The 16,218-nt window shown below is 74.2% G+C and carries 14 protein-coding genes and 1 pseudogene; 8 read left to right on the forward strand and 7 right to left on the reverse strand.

What is annotated here, in order from left to right:
• Nucleotides 1-121 precede the first annotated feature (121 nt).
• Nucleotides 122-538, reverse strand: coding sequence for a hypothetical protein (locus G443_RS23420; RefSeq protein WP_026419955.1), 417 nt, complete (start codon nucleotides 536-538; stop codon nucleotides 122-124).
• 440 nt (nucleotides 539-978) lie between these two features.
• Nucleotides 979-1,725: a YaaA family protein gene (locus G443_RS23425; protein ID WP_026419956.1), complete on the reverse strand. Its 747-nt coding sequence runs from the start codon at nucleotides 1,723-1,725 to the stop codon at nucleotides 979-981.
• Nucleotides 1,726-2,080: 355 nt separating this feature from the next.
• Here G443_RS23425 and G443_RS23430 point away from each other — a divergent pair, with 355 nt between their 5' ends.
• On the forward strand, nucleotides 2,081-3,829 hold the full coding sequence (locus G443_RS23430) for a proline--tRNA ligase (protein WP_026419957.1): 1,749 nt from the start codon (nucleotides 2,081-2,083) through the stop codon (nucleotides 3,827-3,829).
• Between the two features lie 58 nt (nucleotides 3,830-3,887).
• Here G443_RS23430 and G443_RS25220 read toward each other — a convergent pair whose 3' ends face one another.
• Entirely contained in the window at nucleotides 3,888-4,079 is a 192-nt protein-coding gene (locus G443_RS25220; protein WP_155886223.1) for a DUF8017 domain-containing protein, read from the reverse strand.
• Nucleotides 4,010-4,795, reverse strand: coding sequence for a DUF8017 domain-containing protein (locus tag G443_RS23435; protein WP_155886224.1), 786 nt, complete (start codon nucleotides 4,793-4,795; stop codon nucleotides 4,010-4,012). The genes G443_RS25220 and G443_RS23435 overlap by 70 nt, the downstream gene beginning before the upstream one ends.
• Nucleotides 4,796-4,914: 119 nt before the next feature.
• On the opposite strand from G443_RS23435, the gene G443_RS23440 reads away from it, so the two are divergent.
• Nucleotides 4,915-5,946, forward strand: a complete 1,032-nt coding sequence (locus G443_RS23440; protein WP_035292810.1) for an LLM class flavin-dependent oxidoreductase — start codon at nucleotides 4,915-4,917, stop codon at nucleotides 5,944-5,946.
• Between the two features lie 33 nt (nucleotides 5,947-5,979).
• Here G443_RS23440 and G443_RS23445 read toward each other — a convergent pair whose 3' ends face one another.
• Nucleotides 5,980-6,390, reverse strand: a complete 411-nt coding sequence (locus G443_RS23445; protein ID WP_026419960.1) for a secondary thiamine-phosphate synthase enzyme YjbQ — start codon at nucleotides 6,388-6,390, stop codon at nucleotides 5,980-5,982.
• 646 nt (nucleotides 6,391-7,036) lie between these two features.
• Here G443_RS23445 and G443_RS23450 point away from each other — a divergent pair.
• Together G443_RS23450 and G443_RS23455 are read left to right on the forward strand one after the other, a co-directional pair.
• Complete coding sequence (locus G443_RS23450) at nucleotides 7,037-8,125, forward strand: aminotransferase class V-fold PLP-dependent enzyme (RefSeq protein ID WP_026419961.1); 1,089 nt, start codon at nucleotides 7,037-7,039, stop codon at nucleotides 8,123-8,125.
• A gap of 975 nt (nucleotides 8,126-9,100) precedes the next feature.
• Nucleotides 9,101-9,697 carry a hypothetical protein gene (locus G443_RS23455; RefSeq protein WP_155886226.1) on the forward strand — a complete coding sequence of 199 codons (597 nt, stop codon included), beginning with the start codon at nucleotides 9,101-9,103 and terminating at the stop codon, nucleotides 9,695-9,697.
• A gap of 147 nt (nucleotides 9,698-9,844) precedes the next feature.
• On the opposite strand, the gene G443_RS23460 is transcribed toward G443_RS23455, so the two are convergent.
• A complete protein-coding gene (locus G443_RS23460; RefSeq protein ID WP_051314217.1) occupies nucleotides 9,845-10,336 on the reverse strand; it encodes a ferritin-like domain-containing protein in 492 nt (163 codons plus the stop codon).
• Between the two features lie 10 nt (nucleotides 10,337-10,346).
• Entirely contained in the window at nucleotides 10,347-10,856 is a 510-nt protein-coding gene (locus G443_RS23465; protein ID WP_051314218.1) for a hypothetical protein, read from the reverse strand.
• 204 nt (nucleotides 10,857-11,060) lie between these two features.
• On the opposite strand from G443_RS23465, the gene rimP reads away from it, so the two are divergent.
• From rimP to infB, 4 genes and pseudogenes are all read left to right on the forward strand, one after another.
• On the forward strand, nucleotides 11,061-11,621 hold the full coding sequence (rimP, locus tag G443_RS23470) for a ribosome maturation factor RimP (protein WP_026419965.1): 561 nt from the start codon (nucleotides 11,061-11,063) through the stop codon (nucleotides 11,619-11,621).
• A complete protein-coding gene (gene nusA / locus G443_RS23475; RefSeq protein ID WP_026419966.1) occupies nucleotides 11,618-12,667 on the forward strand; it encodes a transcription termination factor NusA in 1,050 nt (349 codons plus the stop codon). The genes rimP and nusA overlap by 4 nt, the downstream gene beginning before the upstream one ends.
• A 138-nt stretch (nucleotides 12,668-12,805) precedes the next feature.
• Nucleotides 12,806-13,090, forward strand: coding sequence for a YlxR family protein (locus G443_RS23480; protein WP_245588917.1), 285 nt, complete (start codon nucleotides 12,806-12,808; stop codon nucleotides 13,088-13,090).
• Between the two features lie 67 nt (nucleotides 13,091-13,157).
• Nucleotides 13,158-16,195: pseudogene (infB, locus tag G443_RS25225) on the forward strand (translation initiation factor IF-2).
• Nucleotides 16,196-16,218: the final 23 nt, after the last annotated feature.

Genomic DNA, 16,218 nt, shown 5'->3' on the forward strand with positions numbered 1-16,218 from the left:
GCGAGCCTACACGGTCGCCGTCGGTCATCGCTCACCCCGGGGTAAGCCGTCGTGCCACCCCCCGGGCCCCGTCACCCTGACCTCCGCATCCCTCCCGACACGTCCCGGTCAACCTCCGGCGTCACCCGGCCAGGCCCGACACGCTCCTACACCACCGGGGCGCAACGCCTTGCCACCAGCCACGGCACGGGAGTCCGGCCGCCGCCACCAGCTCCGCGTACACCACCTCCGGGTCGGCGACCTCCGGCGGCAGTCCCCGAGCCCGGAACCAGGACAGCACCGAGTCGACATCCCGCCACGGGTGGGCGAGACCACACGGATCGCCCACGACGTCCACCAGCCGGGGCACGTCGATGACGACCAGGCGGCCCCCCTCGACCCGGACTCGGCATCCGTCCCGGTCGACCGGTCGCGACGCTGGTCGAGGCGGTGGCCACCGCCCGACCGGCCGGGCGCGCGGTGGGACACGCGTGGCTGGGGACTCGTCGATCGGGTCGGCCTCGCGGTCGGCGAGGTCGACGGCGCGGAAGCGGGACACGGCGGGACCTCCGGGGGAGGGCGCCCCGGCCGGCTGGGAGGAGCGGGCGGCTCCCGGCCGGCGGGCGCGGCGGGCGGGCGTACGAGGGGTGCGCGCGTCGGCCACGGGGCAACTCGGCACGGGCACTTGCTCCAAGACGGCACGCGGCGTGAACCGTGCGCCCAGCCTGACCCCACCGCCCTGCGCCGGCGACTTTTCTTCGGGGTGTGGGGACCGGGTCGACGACGGCCCTCCACCGCCGTGCCCGCGCGCCCACCCACCGCTCGGGCCCGAGGGTGCCCCGGACGGCCCAGCCCTCGACCCCACCTCCCACCGGCGCGACCTGGTCCTCCCACGGCCCACCGACGCGCCGGGCGCGACGCCCCCGCCGCGGCCGGCCGGGAGGCTCCGCACGGGGCGTGGGGGAGGGGCTCCCGCGCGTGGAGGGGTCGAGCGTTCGGTCAGCCGCGCGGAACCACGAGGTCCAGCGCGGTGTCCGAGACCGGTTCCGCTCGCATCCCGGCGGCCAGGGCCAGCCCCGTCACGCCCTCGATGTCCGCCGGGGCGGTCCCGGCCGTGGCCAGCACGCGCGCCAGACGCCCCTTGTGCGCCTTGTTGTGGTGGCTGACCACCGTGCGCCCGCCCCCGGCGTCCTCGGACAGCACCCGGACCGTCACCGCGCCCGGAACCGGGGCGAACGCGGCGTACGCCCCGGACCTCAGGTCCACGACCAGCCCCTCCACGCCCGCGAGGAGCGGGGCCAGCACGGGGCGCCACACCGTGCGCGGCGCCGGCAGCCCCGGCAGTCGGCTGCCGGCCGAGAGCCGGTACGCCGGCACCCGGTCGGTCGCGCGGAGCAGGCCGAACAGCGCCGAACACACCGCGAGGCGCCGCCCGGCGCGTTCCCACTCCACCGGCCCCCACTCGGGCGCGCCCAGGGCGTCGAAGAGCACTCCGGTGTACCGGAGCAGCGCGGGAGCGGTCGGCGCGGACCACAACCTCGCGTTGCGCGCGACCTCGTCCTCCTGCCGCTCGGACAGCCCCAACGCGGACAGGCTCGCCGGCACGTCCCCGGCCAGCCCGACCAGGGCGTCGGCGACCCGGCGCCGCACCGGTTCCAACTCCGGCCAGGACAGGCCGGAGAGCCGCAGCGCGGGGCCCTGGCCGCCGCTCGACTTCGTCTCCGACGGGGGCAGCAGCACCAGCATGGTCGGGGAGGGTACTGAAGCGCCCCCGCCCGCCTCGCCACGCGTCACCCCCGACCCCGGATCCCGCCCCGCTCTCCCACGTCGGCCGCCGCCCCGACCCGGCCGAGGACCAGCCCGGTGCGCGCACCGCGCGGATCGACGGCCCCACCGCCGGGCGACCGACGGCGAGGCGCGGAGCGGGGACGCGACGATCCGGGCGGTCGGTCCGCGGCCGGTAATCAGTCGCGGAGTGTCACGGCCGACTCGCTACTCTGCCCGCGAACCAACAAAGGCACACACTCGCGACGGCCACGCGGCGCGGCCCCGGCCGCCGGCCCGGCCTCGCGTGCGCACCCGACCAGCCGAGGAGCTTGCCGTGATTACCAGGATGTCGTCGTTGTTCCTGCGCACCCTGCGGGAGGATCCGGCGGACGCCGAGGTGCCAAGCCACCGACTGCTGGTCCGCGCCGGCTACGTCCGGAGGGTCGCCCCCGGTGGCTACTCGTGGCTCCCCCTCGGGCTGCGCGTGCTCCGCCGGATCGAGCGGATCGTGCGGGAGGAGATGGACGCGATCGGCGGCCAGGAGATCCAGTTCCCCGCCCTGCTCCCCCGCGAACCCTACGAGGCCAGCGGCCGCTGGACCGAGTACGGACCGAGCCTGTTCCGGCTGAAGGACCGCAAGGGCGCCGACCACCTGCTCGGTCCCACCCACGAGGAGTTGTTCACCCTCACCGTCAAGGGCGAGTTCAGCTCCTACAAGGACTACCCCGTCGTGCTGTACCAGGTCCAGACGAAGTACCGCGACGAGGAACGGCCCAGGGCCGGCATCCTCCGGGGCCGCGAGTTCGTCATGAAGGACTCCTATTCCTTCGACCTCGACGACGAGGGGCTCGAACGTTCCTACCAGCTGCACCGCGCCGCCTACCAGCGGATCTTCGACCGCCTCGGCCTGCGCTACGTCATCGTGTCGGCCACCTCGGGGGCGATGGGCGGCTCGGCCTCCGAGGAGTTCCTCGCCGAGGCCCCCACCGGGGAGGACACCTTCGTCCGCAGCACCGGGTCGGACTTCGCCGCGAACGTCGAGGCGGTCGTCACGCCCGCGCCGCCCGCCCAGCCGGTGGAGGACAAGCCCGAGGCGCAGGTCCACCACACCCCGGACACCCCCACCATCGACAGCCTGGTCGGGTTCCTGAACTCGGCCGGACTCGGCCGCTCCTTCACGGCGGCCGACACGCTGAAGAACGTCCTGGTGAAGACCCGCCAGCCGGGTGCGAAGGACTGGGAGCTGCTCGCGGTCGGCCTGCCGGGCGACCGGGAGGTCGACCTCAAGCGGCTGGAGTCGGCGGTCTACCCGGCGGAGGTGGCCCTGCTGGAGGAGGCCGACTTCCGGAACAACCCCTTCCTCGTCAAGGGCTACATCGGCCCGGGCGCCCTGCTGGCCAACGGGGTCCGCTACCTGGTCGACCCGAGGGTGGTCACCGGCACCGCGTGGGTGACCGGCGCCGACAAGGCCGACCACCACGTCGTCGACCTGGTCTGCGGCCGGGACTTCACCCCGGACGGCACCATCGAGGCCGCCGAGGTGCGCGAGGGCGACCCCGCACCCGACGGCGAGGGCACGCTGGTGGCCGCGCGGGGAATCGAGATCGGCCACATCTTCCAGCTCGGCAGGAAGTTCGCCGACGCCTTCGGCCTGGACGCGCTGGGTCCGGACAGCAAGCCGATCCGGATCACGATGGGCTCCTACGGGATCGGGGTGTCCCGACTGGTCGCCGCGATCGCCGAACAGCACCACGACGAACTCGGCCTGGTCTGGCCGGCCTCGGTCGCCCCCGCCTCGGTGTACCTCGTCGTCGCCGGGAAGAACGAGGAGATCCGGGCCGGCGGTGAACGGATCGCCGCCGAACTGGACGCCGCCGGCATCGAGGTCATCCTCGACGACCGAACCGTCTCCCCGGGGGTCAAGTTCGCCGACGCGGAACTCGTCGGCGTGCCCTACATCGTCGTCGCCGGCAGGGGACTGGCCAACGGCGTCGTCGAGGTCAAGCGGCGCAGCACCGGCGACCGGACCGACGTCGAGGTCGGAGCGCTCGTCGACCACCTGCGCACCGCGCTGGACGCCTGACCGGACGCGGTCACGGGAGCCCCGGCTCCCGTGACCGCCACCCCGCCGGGACCGGCCCTCAGTTCAGCGGGCGCAGGCTCTCGACGATCTGCCGGAGGTCCGAGTCGGCGACGCCGTGCGCCGCGCTCTGGTCGCCCGTCGCCACGATCGCCAGCGAACCGCCGGCCGTCGACGGGATGGTCACCACGTGCACGACGCCCGTCGCCGGCAGGCAGTCGTGCGTCTGGCCCAGCAGGACCTCCGCCCGCACGTGGCTGCCCTGGGTGTTACGCCCACCGTCACCGGCGTCGGTTCGCTGTACTCGAACTCCGAGATCGTCTCGCCCGTCTCCTGGTCGAAGTACCCGTACGCCGAACGAGCGATGTCCTCGGCGAGCTGGCGGGCGGCGGCACCCTGGTCGGGCTCGGCCACCTCCCAGATCCCCGAGGTACCCCGCGCCGAGTAGTCGAGCGCGGAGCAGAAGTCCCACTGGTAGGAGGCCGGCGCCGAGTACCAGATCTCGTCGCCGTTCTCCAGGGTGAACCCCAGCTGCTCGCGTTCCTCCCAACCCGGTGGGACGTCGTACACGGCGTTGCGCTCGGCGGACGCGACGGGAAGCCAGTCCGGGATCAGCGGAGCGGGCCCGTCCTGGCCCTCCTGCGCGGCGGCGGTCTCGGCGGTCGCCGACGTCTCCGAGGTGGGAGCCGGCGCCGGGGTGTCGTCGCCCCCGGCGGTCTCCTCCTCGCCGCCACCGACGAGCAGGACCACGGTCGCGGTGACGCAGACCACGATGACGGCGGCGAGGGCTCCGATCAACACCTTCCGCCGGCGATCGGGACCGGAGGGCTCCCCCTGCTGGCCGTACACCCCGAGGCCCGAGTACGACGGCGCTGCCGCCGAGTCGTGTCGTCCGGTCGTGGAAGCCGGGTCCCTGCCCCAGGAGTTGCCGTCACCGGGACCGCCCGGCCCACCCGTTGGCCAAGTCATGCGTGTCACCGTAGCCGGGGCCGCCGCCACCCCGGCGCGGGACGGCGAAGGCGGGCTGTGACCAGGACCACCACCCGGTGGTGGGAAGTCAGGCCCACCGGAACGCGTTGAACCCGACCGTGAGCGACCCCGTGAACATCCCGCTGTCCGTACTCGACCTGGCACCGGTCCCCACCGGCTCGACCTCCGCCCGGGCCCTCCGCGACTCGGTCGAACTCGCCCGGCACGTCGAAGGGCTCGGGTACCACCGCTACTGGGTCGCCGAGCACCACAACATGCCCGGCATCGCCAGCTCGGCGCCGGCGGTGCTGATCGGGCAGGTCGCCGCCGCCACCTCCACCATCCGCGTCGGATCGGGTGGGGTGATGCTGCCCAACCACCCGCCGCTGGTGGTGGCGGAGCAGTTCGGGATGCTCGAGGCACTCCACCCGGGGCGCATCGACCTGGGTATCGGCCGGGCACCCGGCACCGACGGGCACACCGCCGCCGCCCTGCGCCGCACCGCGAACCCGCTGTCGGTGGAGGACTTCCCCCGTCAACTGCGGGAGCTGATCGACTACTTCGGGCAGCACCCGGACGGGCCGGTCGGTCCCGGGCGGATCCACGCCGTCCCGGCCGCCGGGAACCGGCCACCGCTGTGGTTGCTGGGATCGAGCGACTACAGCGCCAGGGCCGCCGGGCTGCTCGGTCTGCCCTTCTCCTTCGCCTACCACTTCAGCGCCGCCGGCCTGCTCCCGGCGCTGGAGGTCTACCGCGACTCGTTCCGCCCCTCGGAGGTCCTGTCCGAGCCCTACGCGATGGTGGCCGCCGGCGTCGTGTGCGCCGAGACCGACGAGCACGCCCAGTGGTTGGCCGGCTCGCAGGGCCTGGCCATCCTGCGGTTGCGCACGGGCCGCCCCGGGACGCTGCCCAGCCCTGACGAGGCCGCCGCCCACCCCTTCACCCCCCTCGACCGGGAGGTGGTCGACGCCTTCCAGGCCTCCCACGTCGTCGGTTCCCCCGACACGGTGCGCGCCGGGCTCGACCGGCTCATCGCGCGCAGCGGGGCGGACGAGGTCATGGTGACCTCGCAGATCTTCGACCCGGGGGAGCGCCGCCGCTCCTACGAACTGCTCGCCGGGGCCGCCGGGCTGCGCCCCCACCAGGCCTGAGCCCGGGTCGGATCCGGCCGGGCCGGGCGCCGATCAGCCGGCCAGGAAGCTCAGACGCACCCGGCGCACCGGGTTGTCCACGTTGGTGTCCACCAGGCACACCGACTGCCAGGTCCCCAGGGCCATCCGCCCCGACAGCACCGGGACGGTCACGGAGGGCGGTACCAGCGCCGGCAGCACGTGGTCCCGGCCATGACCGGGCGTTCCGTGCTGGTGGCGCCACCGGTCGTCCCGGGGGAGCAGGTCGTTCAGCGCCGTGAGCAGGTCCTCGTCGCTACCGGCCCCGGTCTCCAGGACCGCGAGACCGGCGGTGGCGTGCGGCACCCACACGTTCAGCAGGCCGTCGGCTCGCGGCACCCGGCTCAGGAACTGCTCGCACTCGGCCGTCAGGTCGTAGACCACCTCGACCGAACCGGTGCGGATCTCGAACTCCTCACTCAACACGGTGTCCACCTTAGGAGCGCGGTGGTGCCCACCGCAGCGGAGCACGGGCCCGAGGTGGGTGGTGCGCCTGGTCGACGAGTCCCGGCCGAGGAGTGCCGCGCGGAGGGCACGACGGCGGGGAACCCGGGGCGCACCGGACCAGCGCACCGCCTCCGCCCCGGCCGCCGCCGGGACTCCCAGCCGGCCGGAGGACCGTTCCAGCGATGCGCGTGGCTCCCGAGGTCCGGGCACACGAGGTGCGCCGCCTCCCGTCGTGGGTCGTCACCCGCTCCCCGCCGTCGCACGGCCAGCGCCGCCGCCCGCCGCCGGTTTCGAGCGCGGCGCCGTCTCACGCTCGCGGGCTCGCCGCACCCGCCGTCACCCCCACTCCTCGCCACCGGCACCGCGCCCCGACGCGCGGCGCCGCCGGCGCTCGTGGCATCGCGGGAGCCGAGCAGCCGGAACCCCCACGACGGCGCACGTGCCGGGGCAGGGAACCCGGCTCCACGGCGACTCCTCGCCGCCGCGCTGCCACGTCCCCACGCCGTGCGACGGCACCACCACGGGGCTCCCGAGGGTGCCGCGCGGTCGCGGTCGCCGAACGACCCCCGTGCTGGCGCCCGCGAGGCTGTTCCGCCCGAGCCGGCGTGGTCGTAGTCTCGGACGCGTGCGCAGTGCGTTCGGTCAGGACTTCGCGGTACCGGTCGGCTACCTGAACACCGCCAGCATCGGGATCCCGCCCGCCCTGGCAGCCGAGGCCGTCGAACGGGACATCCGGGACTGGGCAGGCGGCCGGTCGACGGCCCCCGGGTACGACCGGTGGGTCGGTGAGGCGCGCGCCGCCTTCGCGTCCCTGGTCGGGGTCGCCACCTCGGACGTGGCCGAGGGCGCCAGCGCGTCGCAGCTGGTCGGCCTGGTCGCCGCCAGCCTCCCGCCGGGGACCAGGGTGCTGACCGCGGCGGGCGACTTCACCAGCGTCACCTTCCCGTTCGCCGCCCAACGCGACAGGGGCGTCACCACCGAGGAGGTGGAGCTCGACGACCTCGTCGCCGCCGCCGAGGACCACGACCTCGTCGCGGTGAGCGCGGTGCAGTCGGCCGACGGGCGGATCGCCGACCTCGCGGGGCTCCGCGCGGTCGCCGAACGGGGCACGCCGGTGCTGCTGGACGTGACCCAGGCCGCCGGTTGGCTCCCGCTGCGGCTGGACTGGGCCGACTGGGTCGTGTGCGCCGGGTACAAGTGGTTGCTCAGCCCCCGGGGTTCGGCCTGGATGGCCCTGTCGGAGCGGGCGCGCTCCCGCACCGTCCCCCACGCCGCCAACTGGTACGCCGGGGAGGACCCGTGGCGGACCGTGTACGGCCTTCCCCTGCGCCTCGCCGCGGACGCGAGGGCCTACGACATCTCCCCCGTCTGGCTGGCCCAGGTCGGCGCCGCGCACTCCCTGCCCTGGTTGGCGGGTCTGGACCTCGCCGAGGTCTCCCGGCACGTCCTGGGACTCGCCGCTCGCTTCCGGGCCGAACTGGGGCTGGGCGAGGGTGCCTCCCCGATCGTGTCGGTGCCCGCGCCCGGGCCGATACCCGAGGTGATGGACCTGCTGGCCGGGGCTGGCGTGCGCTGCGCCCAGCGAGCGGGTGCGCTCCGCTTCTCGTTCCACCTGTACAACACGGACGAGGACGTTCGCCGCGCGGTCCACGCCCTGCGCGCGTCGGGTTCTCGGAGCGCGGCGGAGGCGGGACCCGTTTCGGCGGCTCCGTGAGTGCGGTTACGGTGTGATCTCATGTCCGACGTGGAGAGCGCACCCGACCCAGCGAGTCAGCGCGACACGAACGGGCGAGACGATGACACCGCTCCGTTGCCCGCTGTGAAGGAGGAGGTTCCTCCACCGACCTCGGCGACGGCGGGCAAGGCGTCCCCGTGGCGCGCGCCGGACGAGATGTCCGACGGCGACCCGGTGACTCCGGCCGCCGAGCGGACCGGTGGTTCCTCCGATCGCCCCACCGCGAGTGAGACCCCGGCGAGCCCGGACGGAGGCCCGGCCGAACGGTCCTCGCCCGCCCTGCGGTCCTCGGCCGCCCTGACCGCGAGCGCGCCCCCGCCCACCCCCGCCGAGCACGGTGGGACGACCCGGTCGACGCCCTCGTTGTCCCGCATGGGCGCGCCGGTCGAACCGACGCCGGACGAGAGGCCCACCACGACGATCCCGGTGGTGCCAGCGGGCCCCACACCGCCACCGGAGGCGGCCGCCACCGCCCGGGTCGGCCACTCTCCCGGGGCACCACCGCAGGGCGGTCCCGCGCATCCGGGCAGCTTCCCGTCAGGTGGCGCGGCCCACGCCCCGTCGCACTCCCCGCCTCCGGGCGTCCCCCTACCCCCGAACGCCGCACCCACGATCCAGACGGGCCCCGGTGCGCCACCCACGCCGCCACCGGGCGCGTCCGCCCCCCGAGGGGGCACCGCGGTGGACATCCCGGTGGCCGCGATCGCGCACTCCGGGCCGCCCGGAGGCCCGCCGCCCGGAGGCCCGCCGCCCGGGGGCCCGGGCGGCCCCTACGGCCCGGTCGGACCTGGCGGTCCAGGCGGTCCAGGCGGGCCCGTCGCACCAGGCGGTCCGGCGAGCGGCCCCGGCGGACCGGGCGGTCCACCTCCGAGGACCCGGGCGGCGACGGGCGGCGGCGACAACCAGAAGTACAAGCGACTCGCCCTCCAGGCGCTCGGCCTGGTCGGGGTGGCGGTGATCTCCGGGAGCCTCTACCTCGCACTGCGACCGGACGGCGGCACCGAGGACGTGCGGACGGGGGGCACCGGGGACACCACGGCGCTCGACTCCTCGGCCCCCAGCGAGTCGAGCGGACCGGAGGAGACCAGCCGCTTCGAGAAGAAGGCCGAGAGGTTCGACGAGGGCAGCCACGTCGACTGCGTCGAGTCCTCCTACGGGGGGCCGGCCCAGCAGTTCTTCGAGGAGCAGCAGTGCGAGAGCCTGCACCGCTGGCTCTACGCGACCGAGACCGACCAGGGCGAGCAGGTGGTGGTCTCCGTCGTCAGCACCACCATGCCCGACGAACAGGCCGCGCGGGACCTCCAGGCACTGCTGGACACCGACAACACCGGCAACGTGAAGGACCTGCTCCGCGAGGACGTCCGGTTCGACGGGGGCCCCACCGAACTCCACCGCCGGGGTTCGGAGTACGGGTACGCCTCGCAGTTGGAGAGCCGCACGCTGACCGTGGTTGAGACGGCCTTCTTCGACCCGGGGCGGACGGGTGACAAGGACCTCCTCCGCCAGATCGCCCAGGAAGGGCTGGAGCTCGCCTGGGACGACGGGAGCTGACGCCCGCCCGCCGTCCCTCGGAGGTGATGCGGGACGGCATCCGGCTGGTCGTCCGCGACCCCGCCGACCAGCCGGGCGTGGCAGCGGCGCCAACCCGTCGGGTGGTACCGGTGGGCCCCGCGCCGCCCGCGCCGGTGGTGCCGGACCTCAGCCGCGCCCGGGGAAGGCGACGGTGACGGGGTCCAGCCCGAGCGCCTGGCGCCACCCGACCGCCCGCCGAGCCGCGTCGACCAGCGCGGCGAAGGCCGCCGCCCGGAGTTCGCCGTCGGCCGTCCGCTCCAGCACGTACCGCCACGCCGCGGCGACGTCGGTTTCGGCGGTGAGGACCAGCACCAGCGCGGGACGGGCGTCCACCACGGGTTCGGGTGTCTGGTACGAGGGCTCCGCCGGCACCGGGTTGGTCCCTCCCGCGGTGAGCAGCGCCTCGACCTCGTCGCGGCGGCGGCGGTGCTCCGTCCGGCCCTCCGCGAGCGCCCCGTCGTGCTGTTCGTCGAGGTAGGCGTCGGCCAGGCCGTAGGCCCAGAACGCGGCGTGCTCGGCGGCGAGGGCGCGCTGGACCGCGTCGGTGGCCTCGGCCGCCGGGCTGAGCGGGGTCCCGGACGGGCTGGTGGGTTGGTTCGCGTCTGCTGACGTGCTCATGGACGGGACCTCACAGGACGTCGTGGAGGGTGGTGCAGCTGGCTGCGACCGCGGCGACCAGCCCGACCCGGAAACCCGGCACGGTGGCGACGAGGGCGCTGGCCTGCTCGCGGGACGCGTCCAGGGCGGCCAACAGCTCCTGGCGGGCCGCCTCGGGATCTCCCGGTGGTTCGGGAGGTGGGGGCGGGGCGGCCGACGAGGTGGCCGGCTGCTCCTCACCGCCCGTCGCTGGCGGGTTGGCCCGGTCGATCTCCTCGGCGAGGGCCTCGGCGTGCTCGGCGCGGTCCGAGGCCACCAGGGCGACCGCGGTGAGACCCGGGTGGGCGGCGGCGACGGCCTCGGCCAACGCCGCGTCCGCCCTGGCCGAGGCGAGCAGCGGTTCGAGCACGTCGGGTTCCGGCTCGGCGGGGGGCTCGGAGGTGCAGGCGGCGAGCACCGGCGCCGCCAGGGCTCCCAGCACGCCGGCGATCAGCAGTCTCCGTCGGCCGAAGGAGAAGCGGCCCTGCGGTGGCGAGGTCACGGGGGATCATCCTGCCAGCGGCGGTGAACCGGTCGGCCGGGCAGGGGCGCGGGCGTGCCGCCACCCACCCGGCGTGGGGCAACACGTCGAGCGGGCACGCGCTACGCTGGGCGACCACGACCGGCGAGGTGCAGCGCCGGTCGGTCCTGGGCATGCCTCCGTCGAGACGGTGTGCCACGACCCGGCCTGCACCGGGAGTGGGGAGTGTCGGACGTGCCGAGCGGGCAGGACGCCGCGGAACTCGAGACGATCGTCGCCGGAGTGGTCGACGACCTGGGCTACGACCTGGAGTCGCTCGACGTCCAGCGCGCCGGCGGGCGCCGCGTGGTCAGGGTCGTCGTCGACCGTGACAGCGGGGTCGGCCTCGACGAGATCGCCGAGGCGAGCCGTGCGGTGTCCTCGGCCCTGGACGAGCGCGAATCCGTGCTCGCCGGCCCCTACACCCTGGAGGTCACCTCGCCCGGGGTCGACCGGCCCCTCACGCGGCCGAGACACTGGCGCCGAGCTCGCCACCGCCTGGTGCGGACGCGGCTGGCGGAGGGCGGTGAGCTGACCGGCCGGGTCGGCGAGGCCGACGACGAGGGCGTCACGCTGCTCGTCGACGGCAGCCTGCGGAGGCTCGCGTTCCACGAGGTGGAGCGGGCCGTCGTCGAGGTGGAGTTCCGGCAGCCGCCGGTAGACGAACTGAAGCTGCTGGACCTGGGGGGTGCCGCCGACGACGGGGCCGCACCCGAGCAGGGCCCGAGCGAGGAGAGGCCGAAGTGAACGTGGACATCGCCGCACTGCGGGCGATCGAGCGTGACAAGGAGATTCCTTTCGAGACCGTCCTCGAAGCGATCGAGACCGCGCTGTTGACGGCCTACAAGCACACCGAGGGCCACCAGTCCCACGCCAGGGTCGACATCGACCGCAAGACGGGCGTCGTGCGGGTCCTGGCCCACGAGGTCGGCGAGGACGGGGAGCCCGGCCCGGAGTGGGACGACACCCCCGAGGGCTTCGGTCGGATCGCGGCCACCACGGCCAGGCAGGTCATCCTGCAGCGGCTGCGGGACGCCGAGCACGACCGGACCTACGGGGAGTTCGCGACCAAGGAAGGCGAGATCCTCGCCGGTGTGGTGCAGCGGGACTCCCGGGCCAACTCACGCGGCATGGTCGTGGTCGAGCTGGGGGACACCGAGGGCGTGATCCCCCCGGCCGAGCAGGTGCCCGGGGAGTCCTACGAGCACGGCAGCAGGCTGAAGTGCTACGTGGTCGGTGTCGCCAGGGGAGCCAGGGGAACCCAGATCACCCTCTCCCGGACGCACCCGAACCTGGTGCGGCGGCTGTTCGCCCTGGAGGTCCCCGAGATCGCCGACGGTGTGGTGGAGATCCCGGCGGTGGCCAGGGAGTCGGGGCACCGCAGCAAGATCGCGGTGCATTCCACGGTGCAGGGCGTCAACGCCAAGGGCGCCTGCATCGGCCCGATGGGCGCCAGGGTGCGCAACGTGATGAGCGAGCTCGGCGGCGAGAAGATCGACATCGTCGACTACTCGGAGGACCCGGCGACCTTCGTCGGCAACGCGCTCTCGCCGGCCAAGGTAGTATCGGTGGAGGTCGTCGACGAACGCGCCAAGACGGCCAGGGTGGTGGTTCCCGACTACCAGCTGTCGCTCGCGATCGGCAAGGAAGGCCAGAACGCCAGGTTGGCGGCCAGGTTGACCGGGTGGCGGATCGACATCCGGAGCGACGCCGAACCGAGCACGCCGGTCGCCGGCGGCGGGGAGTCGTCGGGCGAAGCCACGGGCGCACCAGCAGCCGGTTCGGCTGAGTGAACGGCAAGGGTTAGACTTTCATTGGATCACCACCGACCGGGGGCACCCGCGCGGTCACATCCGGGCACGCTTCCCGTGCGTACCTGTGTGGGCTGCCGAGGCCGTGTGGTGTCTTCCGAGCTACTGCGAGTGGTGGCCGTGGCCGTCGGCGAGAGCCGAGCCGCGGTCCCGGATCCCCAGCGAAGGCGGCCGGGTCGAGGAGCGTGGGTGCACCCCGACCCGGAATGCCTGCGCCGGGCCGAAAGGCGACGCGCGTTCCCACGCGCGCTCCGGGTTCCGGGACCGCTGGACATGTCGGCGGTCGAGCGCCACCTCGGGCAGAATGCTCGGAGTATTCAGACCGACGTGGGACTTCCCCCGCGTCCGGCAGCAGAAGGAAGCAGGTCGACCCGTCATGAAGCAGCCGTGAAGCTGAAGCCATGAACGCGCTTCGACGGTAGGACGAGGTCGAGCGGGATTTGCCGCCCGGCCTCACCAGATGAGGAGAGCAGTGGCAGGCAAGGCCCGCGTGCACGAGCTCGCGAAAGAGCTCGGTGTCACGAGCAAGGAAGTACTGAAGAAACTCGCCGACCTCGGCGAATACGTGAAGTCCGCGTCCTCCACGGTGGAGGCACCCGTCGCGCGGCGACTGCGCGACGCCTTCCCCCGGTCAGGGGACTCGTCCAACGGCAAGGGCCGTCGTCCGGGGCCGCGCCCCGGCCCGCCGGCCGACAGGACCCCCGAGGCCGGTGCCCAGCCGGCGCGTGAGGTCCCCCGCCCTGGCCCGCGTCCCGGCCCCGCGCCGCGTCCGGGCCGCCGGCGAGCACTCCGACGCCCCGTCCCCCGGCCACCGGTGGACGTCCCGGCCAGGACCGCCCGTCCGGCGCGCCGACACCCGGACCGAGGCGCCCCGCGCCCCGGCCGGCTCAGGAACAGGCTCCCCGGCCCGCCGAGGAGCCCCAGCAGCCCAGGACCGAGCAGCCCAGGACCGAAGAGCCGCGGCAGCAGCCGGCCCGGCCGGCGGCCTCCGGCCCCCGTCCTGGCCCGTCGAAGCCGGGGCCGCGTCCCGGTCCGTCGCCCTCGGTGGTGCCGCCCAAGCCCCAGTCGCCGAAGCCGGGGCCCCGCGCGCCGCGCCCGGGTAACAACCCGTTCGGCGTGGGTGGTCCGGCTCCCCGTCCGGGCGGCCAGCCCCGCCCCGGCGGTGGTGGCGCTCCCGGTGGGGGTGCCCCGCGTCCCGGCGGCAACCGGCCTGACCGCGGCGGTGCCCGTGGTGGCGCTCCCGGTGGCGGTGCCCCGCGTCCGGGTGCTCCCCAGGGCTCCGGTGGCGGTGGCGGCGGCGGTTCGCGCCCGAACCCGGGCATGATGCCTCCGCGTCCGAACCCGGGCATGATGCCCCCTCGGCCGGCCCGGCCCGCCGGTGGCGGCCCCGGCGGTGGCCGTGGCGGTCGTCCCGGTGGCGGCGGTGGCGGCGGCGGTCGTCCCGGCGGCGGTGGCGGCGGCTTCCGCGGCGGTGGCGGCGGTGGTGGCGGCGGCTTCCGCGGTGGCGGTGGCGGCGGCGGTGGCACCGGCGCACCCCCCGCGGGTGGTTTCCGCGGTCGTCCCGGTGGCGGTGGCCGTGGCCGCGGTGGAGCGGCGGGTGCCTTCGGCCGTCCCGGTGGTCCGGCGCGCCGTGGCCGCAAGTCGAAGCGGCAGAAGCGCCAGGAGTTCGACAACATGCAGGCGCCGTCGGTCGGCGGCGTGCGGTTGCCGCGCGGCAACGGCGAGGTCGTCCGCCTGCCGAGGGGTGCCTCGCTGACGGACTTCGCGGAGAAGATCGACGCGAACCCGGCCTCGTTGGTGCAGGCCATGTTCCACCTCGGTGAGATGGTCACGGCCACCCAGTCGGTCTCCGACGAGGTGCTGGAACTCCTGGGTCAGGAGATGAACTACCAGATCCAGGTGGTCAGCCCCGAGGAGGAGGACCGGGAGCTGCTCGACTCCTTCGACATCACCTTCGGTGAGGACGCCGGAGGCGACGAGGACCTGCTCCCGAGGCCGCCGGTCGTGACCGTCATGGGTCACGTCGACCACGGTAAGACGCGACTGCTGGACACCATCCGGAAGACCAACGTCCACGAGGGCGAGGCCGGGGGTATCACCCAGCACATCGGCGCCTACCAGGTCGCGACGAACCTGGAGGGCGAGGAGCGGCTCATCACCTTCATCGACACCCCGGGTCACGAGGCGTTCACCGCCATGCGTGCCCGTGGTGCGACGTCGACGGACATCGCGGTCATCGTGGTCGCGGCCGACGACGGCGTGATGCCGCAGACCGCGGAGGCGATCGACCACGCCAGGGCGGCCGACGTGCCGATCGTGGTGGCGGTCAACAAGATCGACAAGCCGGGTGCGAACCCCTCGAAGGTCCGCCAGCAGATGTCGGACTACGGCGTGGTGCCGGAGGAGTACGGCGGCGACACGATGTTCGTCGACATCTCCGCTCGGCAGGGCGTCAACATCGAGGGCCTGCTGGAGGCCATCCTGCTGACGGCCGACGCCTCGCTGGACCTGCGGGCCAACCCGACCATGGAGGCCCAGGGCGTCGCGATCGAGGCCCACCTCGACCGTGGCCGTGGTCCGGTGGCGACCGTGCTGGTGCAGCGCGGCACGCTGCGGGTCGGCGACTCGGTGGTCGCTGGCGACGCCTACGGGCGTGTCCGTCGGATGATCAACGAGTTCGACGAGGACGTCACCGAGGCGCTGCCGGCGCGGCCGGTCCAGGTCATCGGGTTCACCTCGGTGCCGGGAGCGGGCGACACCTTCCTGGTGGTCGAGGAGGACCGGGTGGCACGGCAGATCGCCGACCGCCGCCGGGCCCGGCTGCGCAACGCGCAGTTCGCCGCGGCGCGCAAGCGCGTCAGCCTCGAGGACCTGGACAAGGCCCTCAAGGAGACCGGTCAGCTGAACCTGATCATCAAGGGTGACAACTCCGGAACCGTCGAGGCGCTGGAGAGCTCGCTGCTGAAGATCGACGTCGGTGACGAGGTCGAGCTCCGGGTGATCGGGCGCGGTGTCGGTGGCATCACCGAGGGCGACATCAACTTCGCCGCGGCCTCGGACGCCGTCGTGATCGGCTTCAACGTCCGGGCGACCGGCAAGGCCGACGAGCTGGCCAACCGCGAGGGCATCGATGTCCGGTACTACACGGTCATCTACCAGGCTCTCGAGGAGATCGAGCAGGCGCTGAAGGGGATGCTCAAGCCGGAGTACGAGGAGGTCGAGCTGGGCCGCGTCGAGGTCCGCGAGGTCTTCAAGTCCTCCAAGGTGGGCACGATCGCCGGCTGCATGGTCCGCAACGGCACCGTGCGGCGGAACTCCAAGGCCCGGTTGCTCCGGGACAGCGTGGTGGTCGCGGAGAACCTCTCCGTCAACACGCTGCGCCGGTTCAAGGACGACGTCACCGAGGTCCGCGAGGGCTTCGAGTGCGGTCTGACGCTCGGCTCCTACTCGGATCTCAGGGTCGACGACGTGATCGAGACCTACGAGATGCGGGAGAAGCCGCGCGGCTGAGCCACCAGGCGCTGGGCCGTCCC

The organism is Actinoalloteichus caeruleus DSM 43889 (assembly GCF_000429185.2).
GTDB classification, from domain to species: Bacteria; Actinomycetota; Actinomycetes; order Mycobacteriales; family Pseudonocardiaceae; genus Actinoalloteichus_B; species Actinoalloteichus_B caeruleus.

Coding starts and splice junctions, on each gene's coding strand:
- G443_RS23425 (WP_026419956.1), bottom strand. CDS start 1,725: ATGCTGGTGCTGCTGCCCCCGTCGGAGACGAAGTCGAGCGGCGGCCAG.
- G443_RS23460 (WP_051314217.1), bottom strand. CDS start 10,336: ATGAGCACGTCAGCAGACGCGAACCAACCCACCAGCCCGTCCGGGACC.
- G443_RS23435 (WP_155886224.1), bottom strand. CDS start 4,795: ATGACTTGGCCAACGGGTGGGCCGGGCGGTCCCGGTGACGGCAACTCC.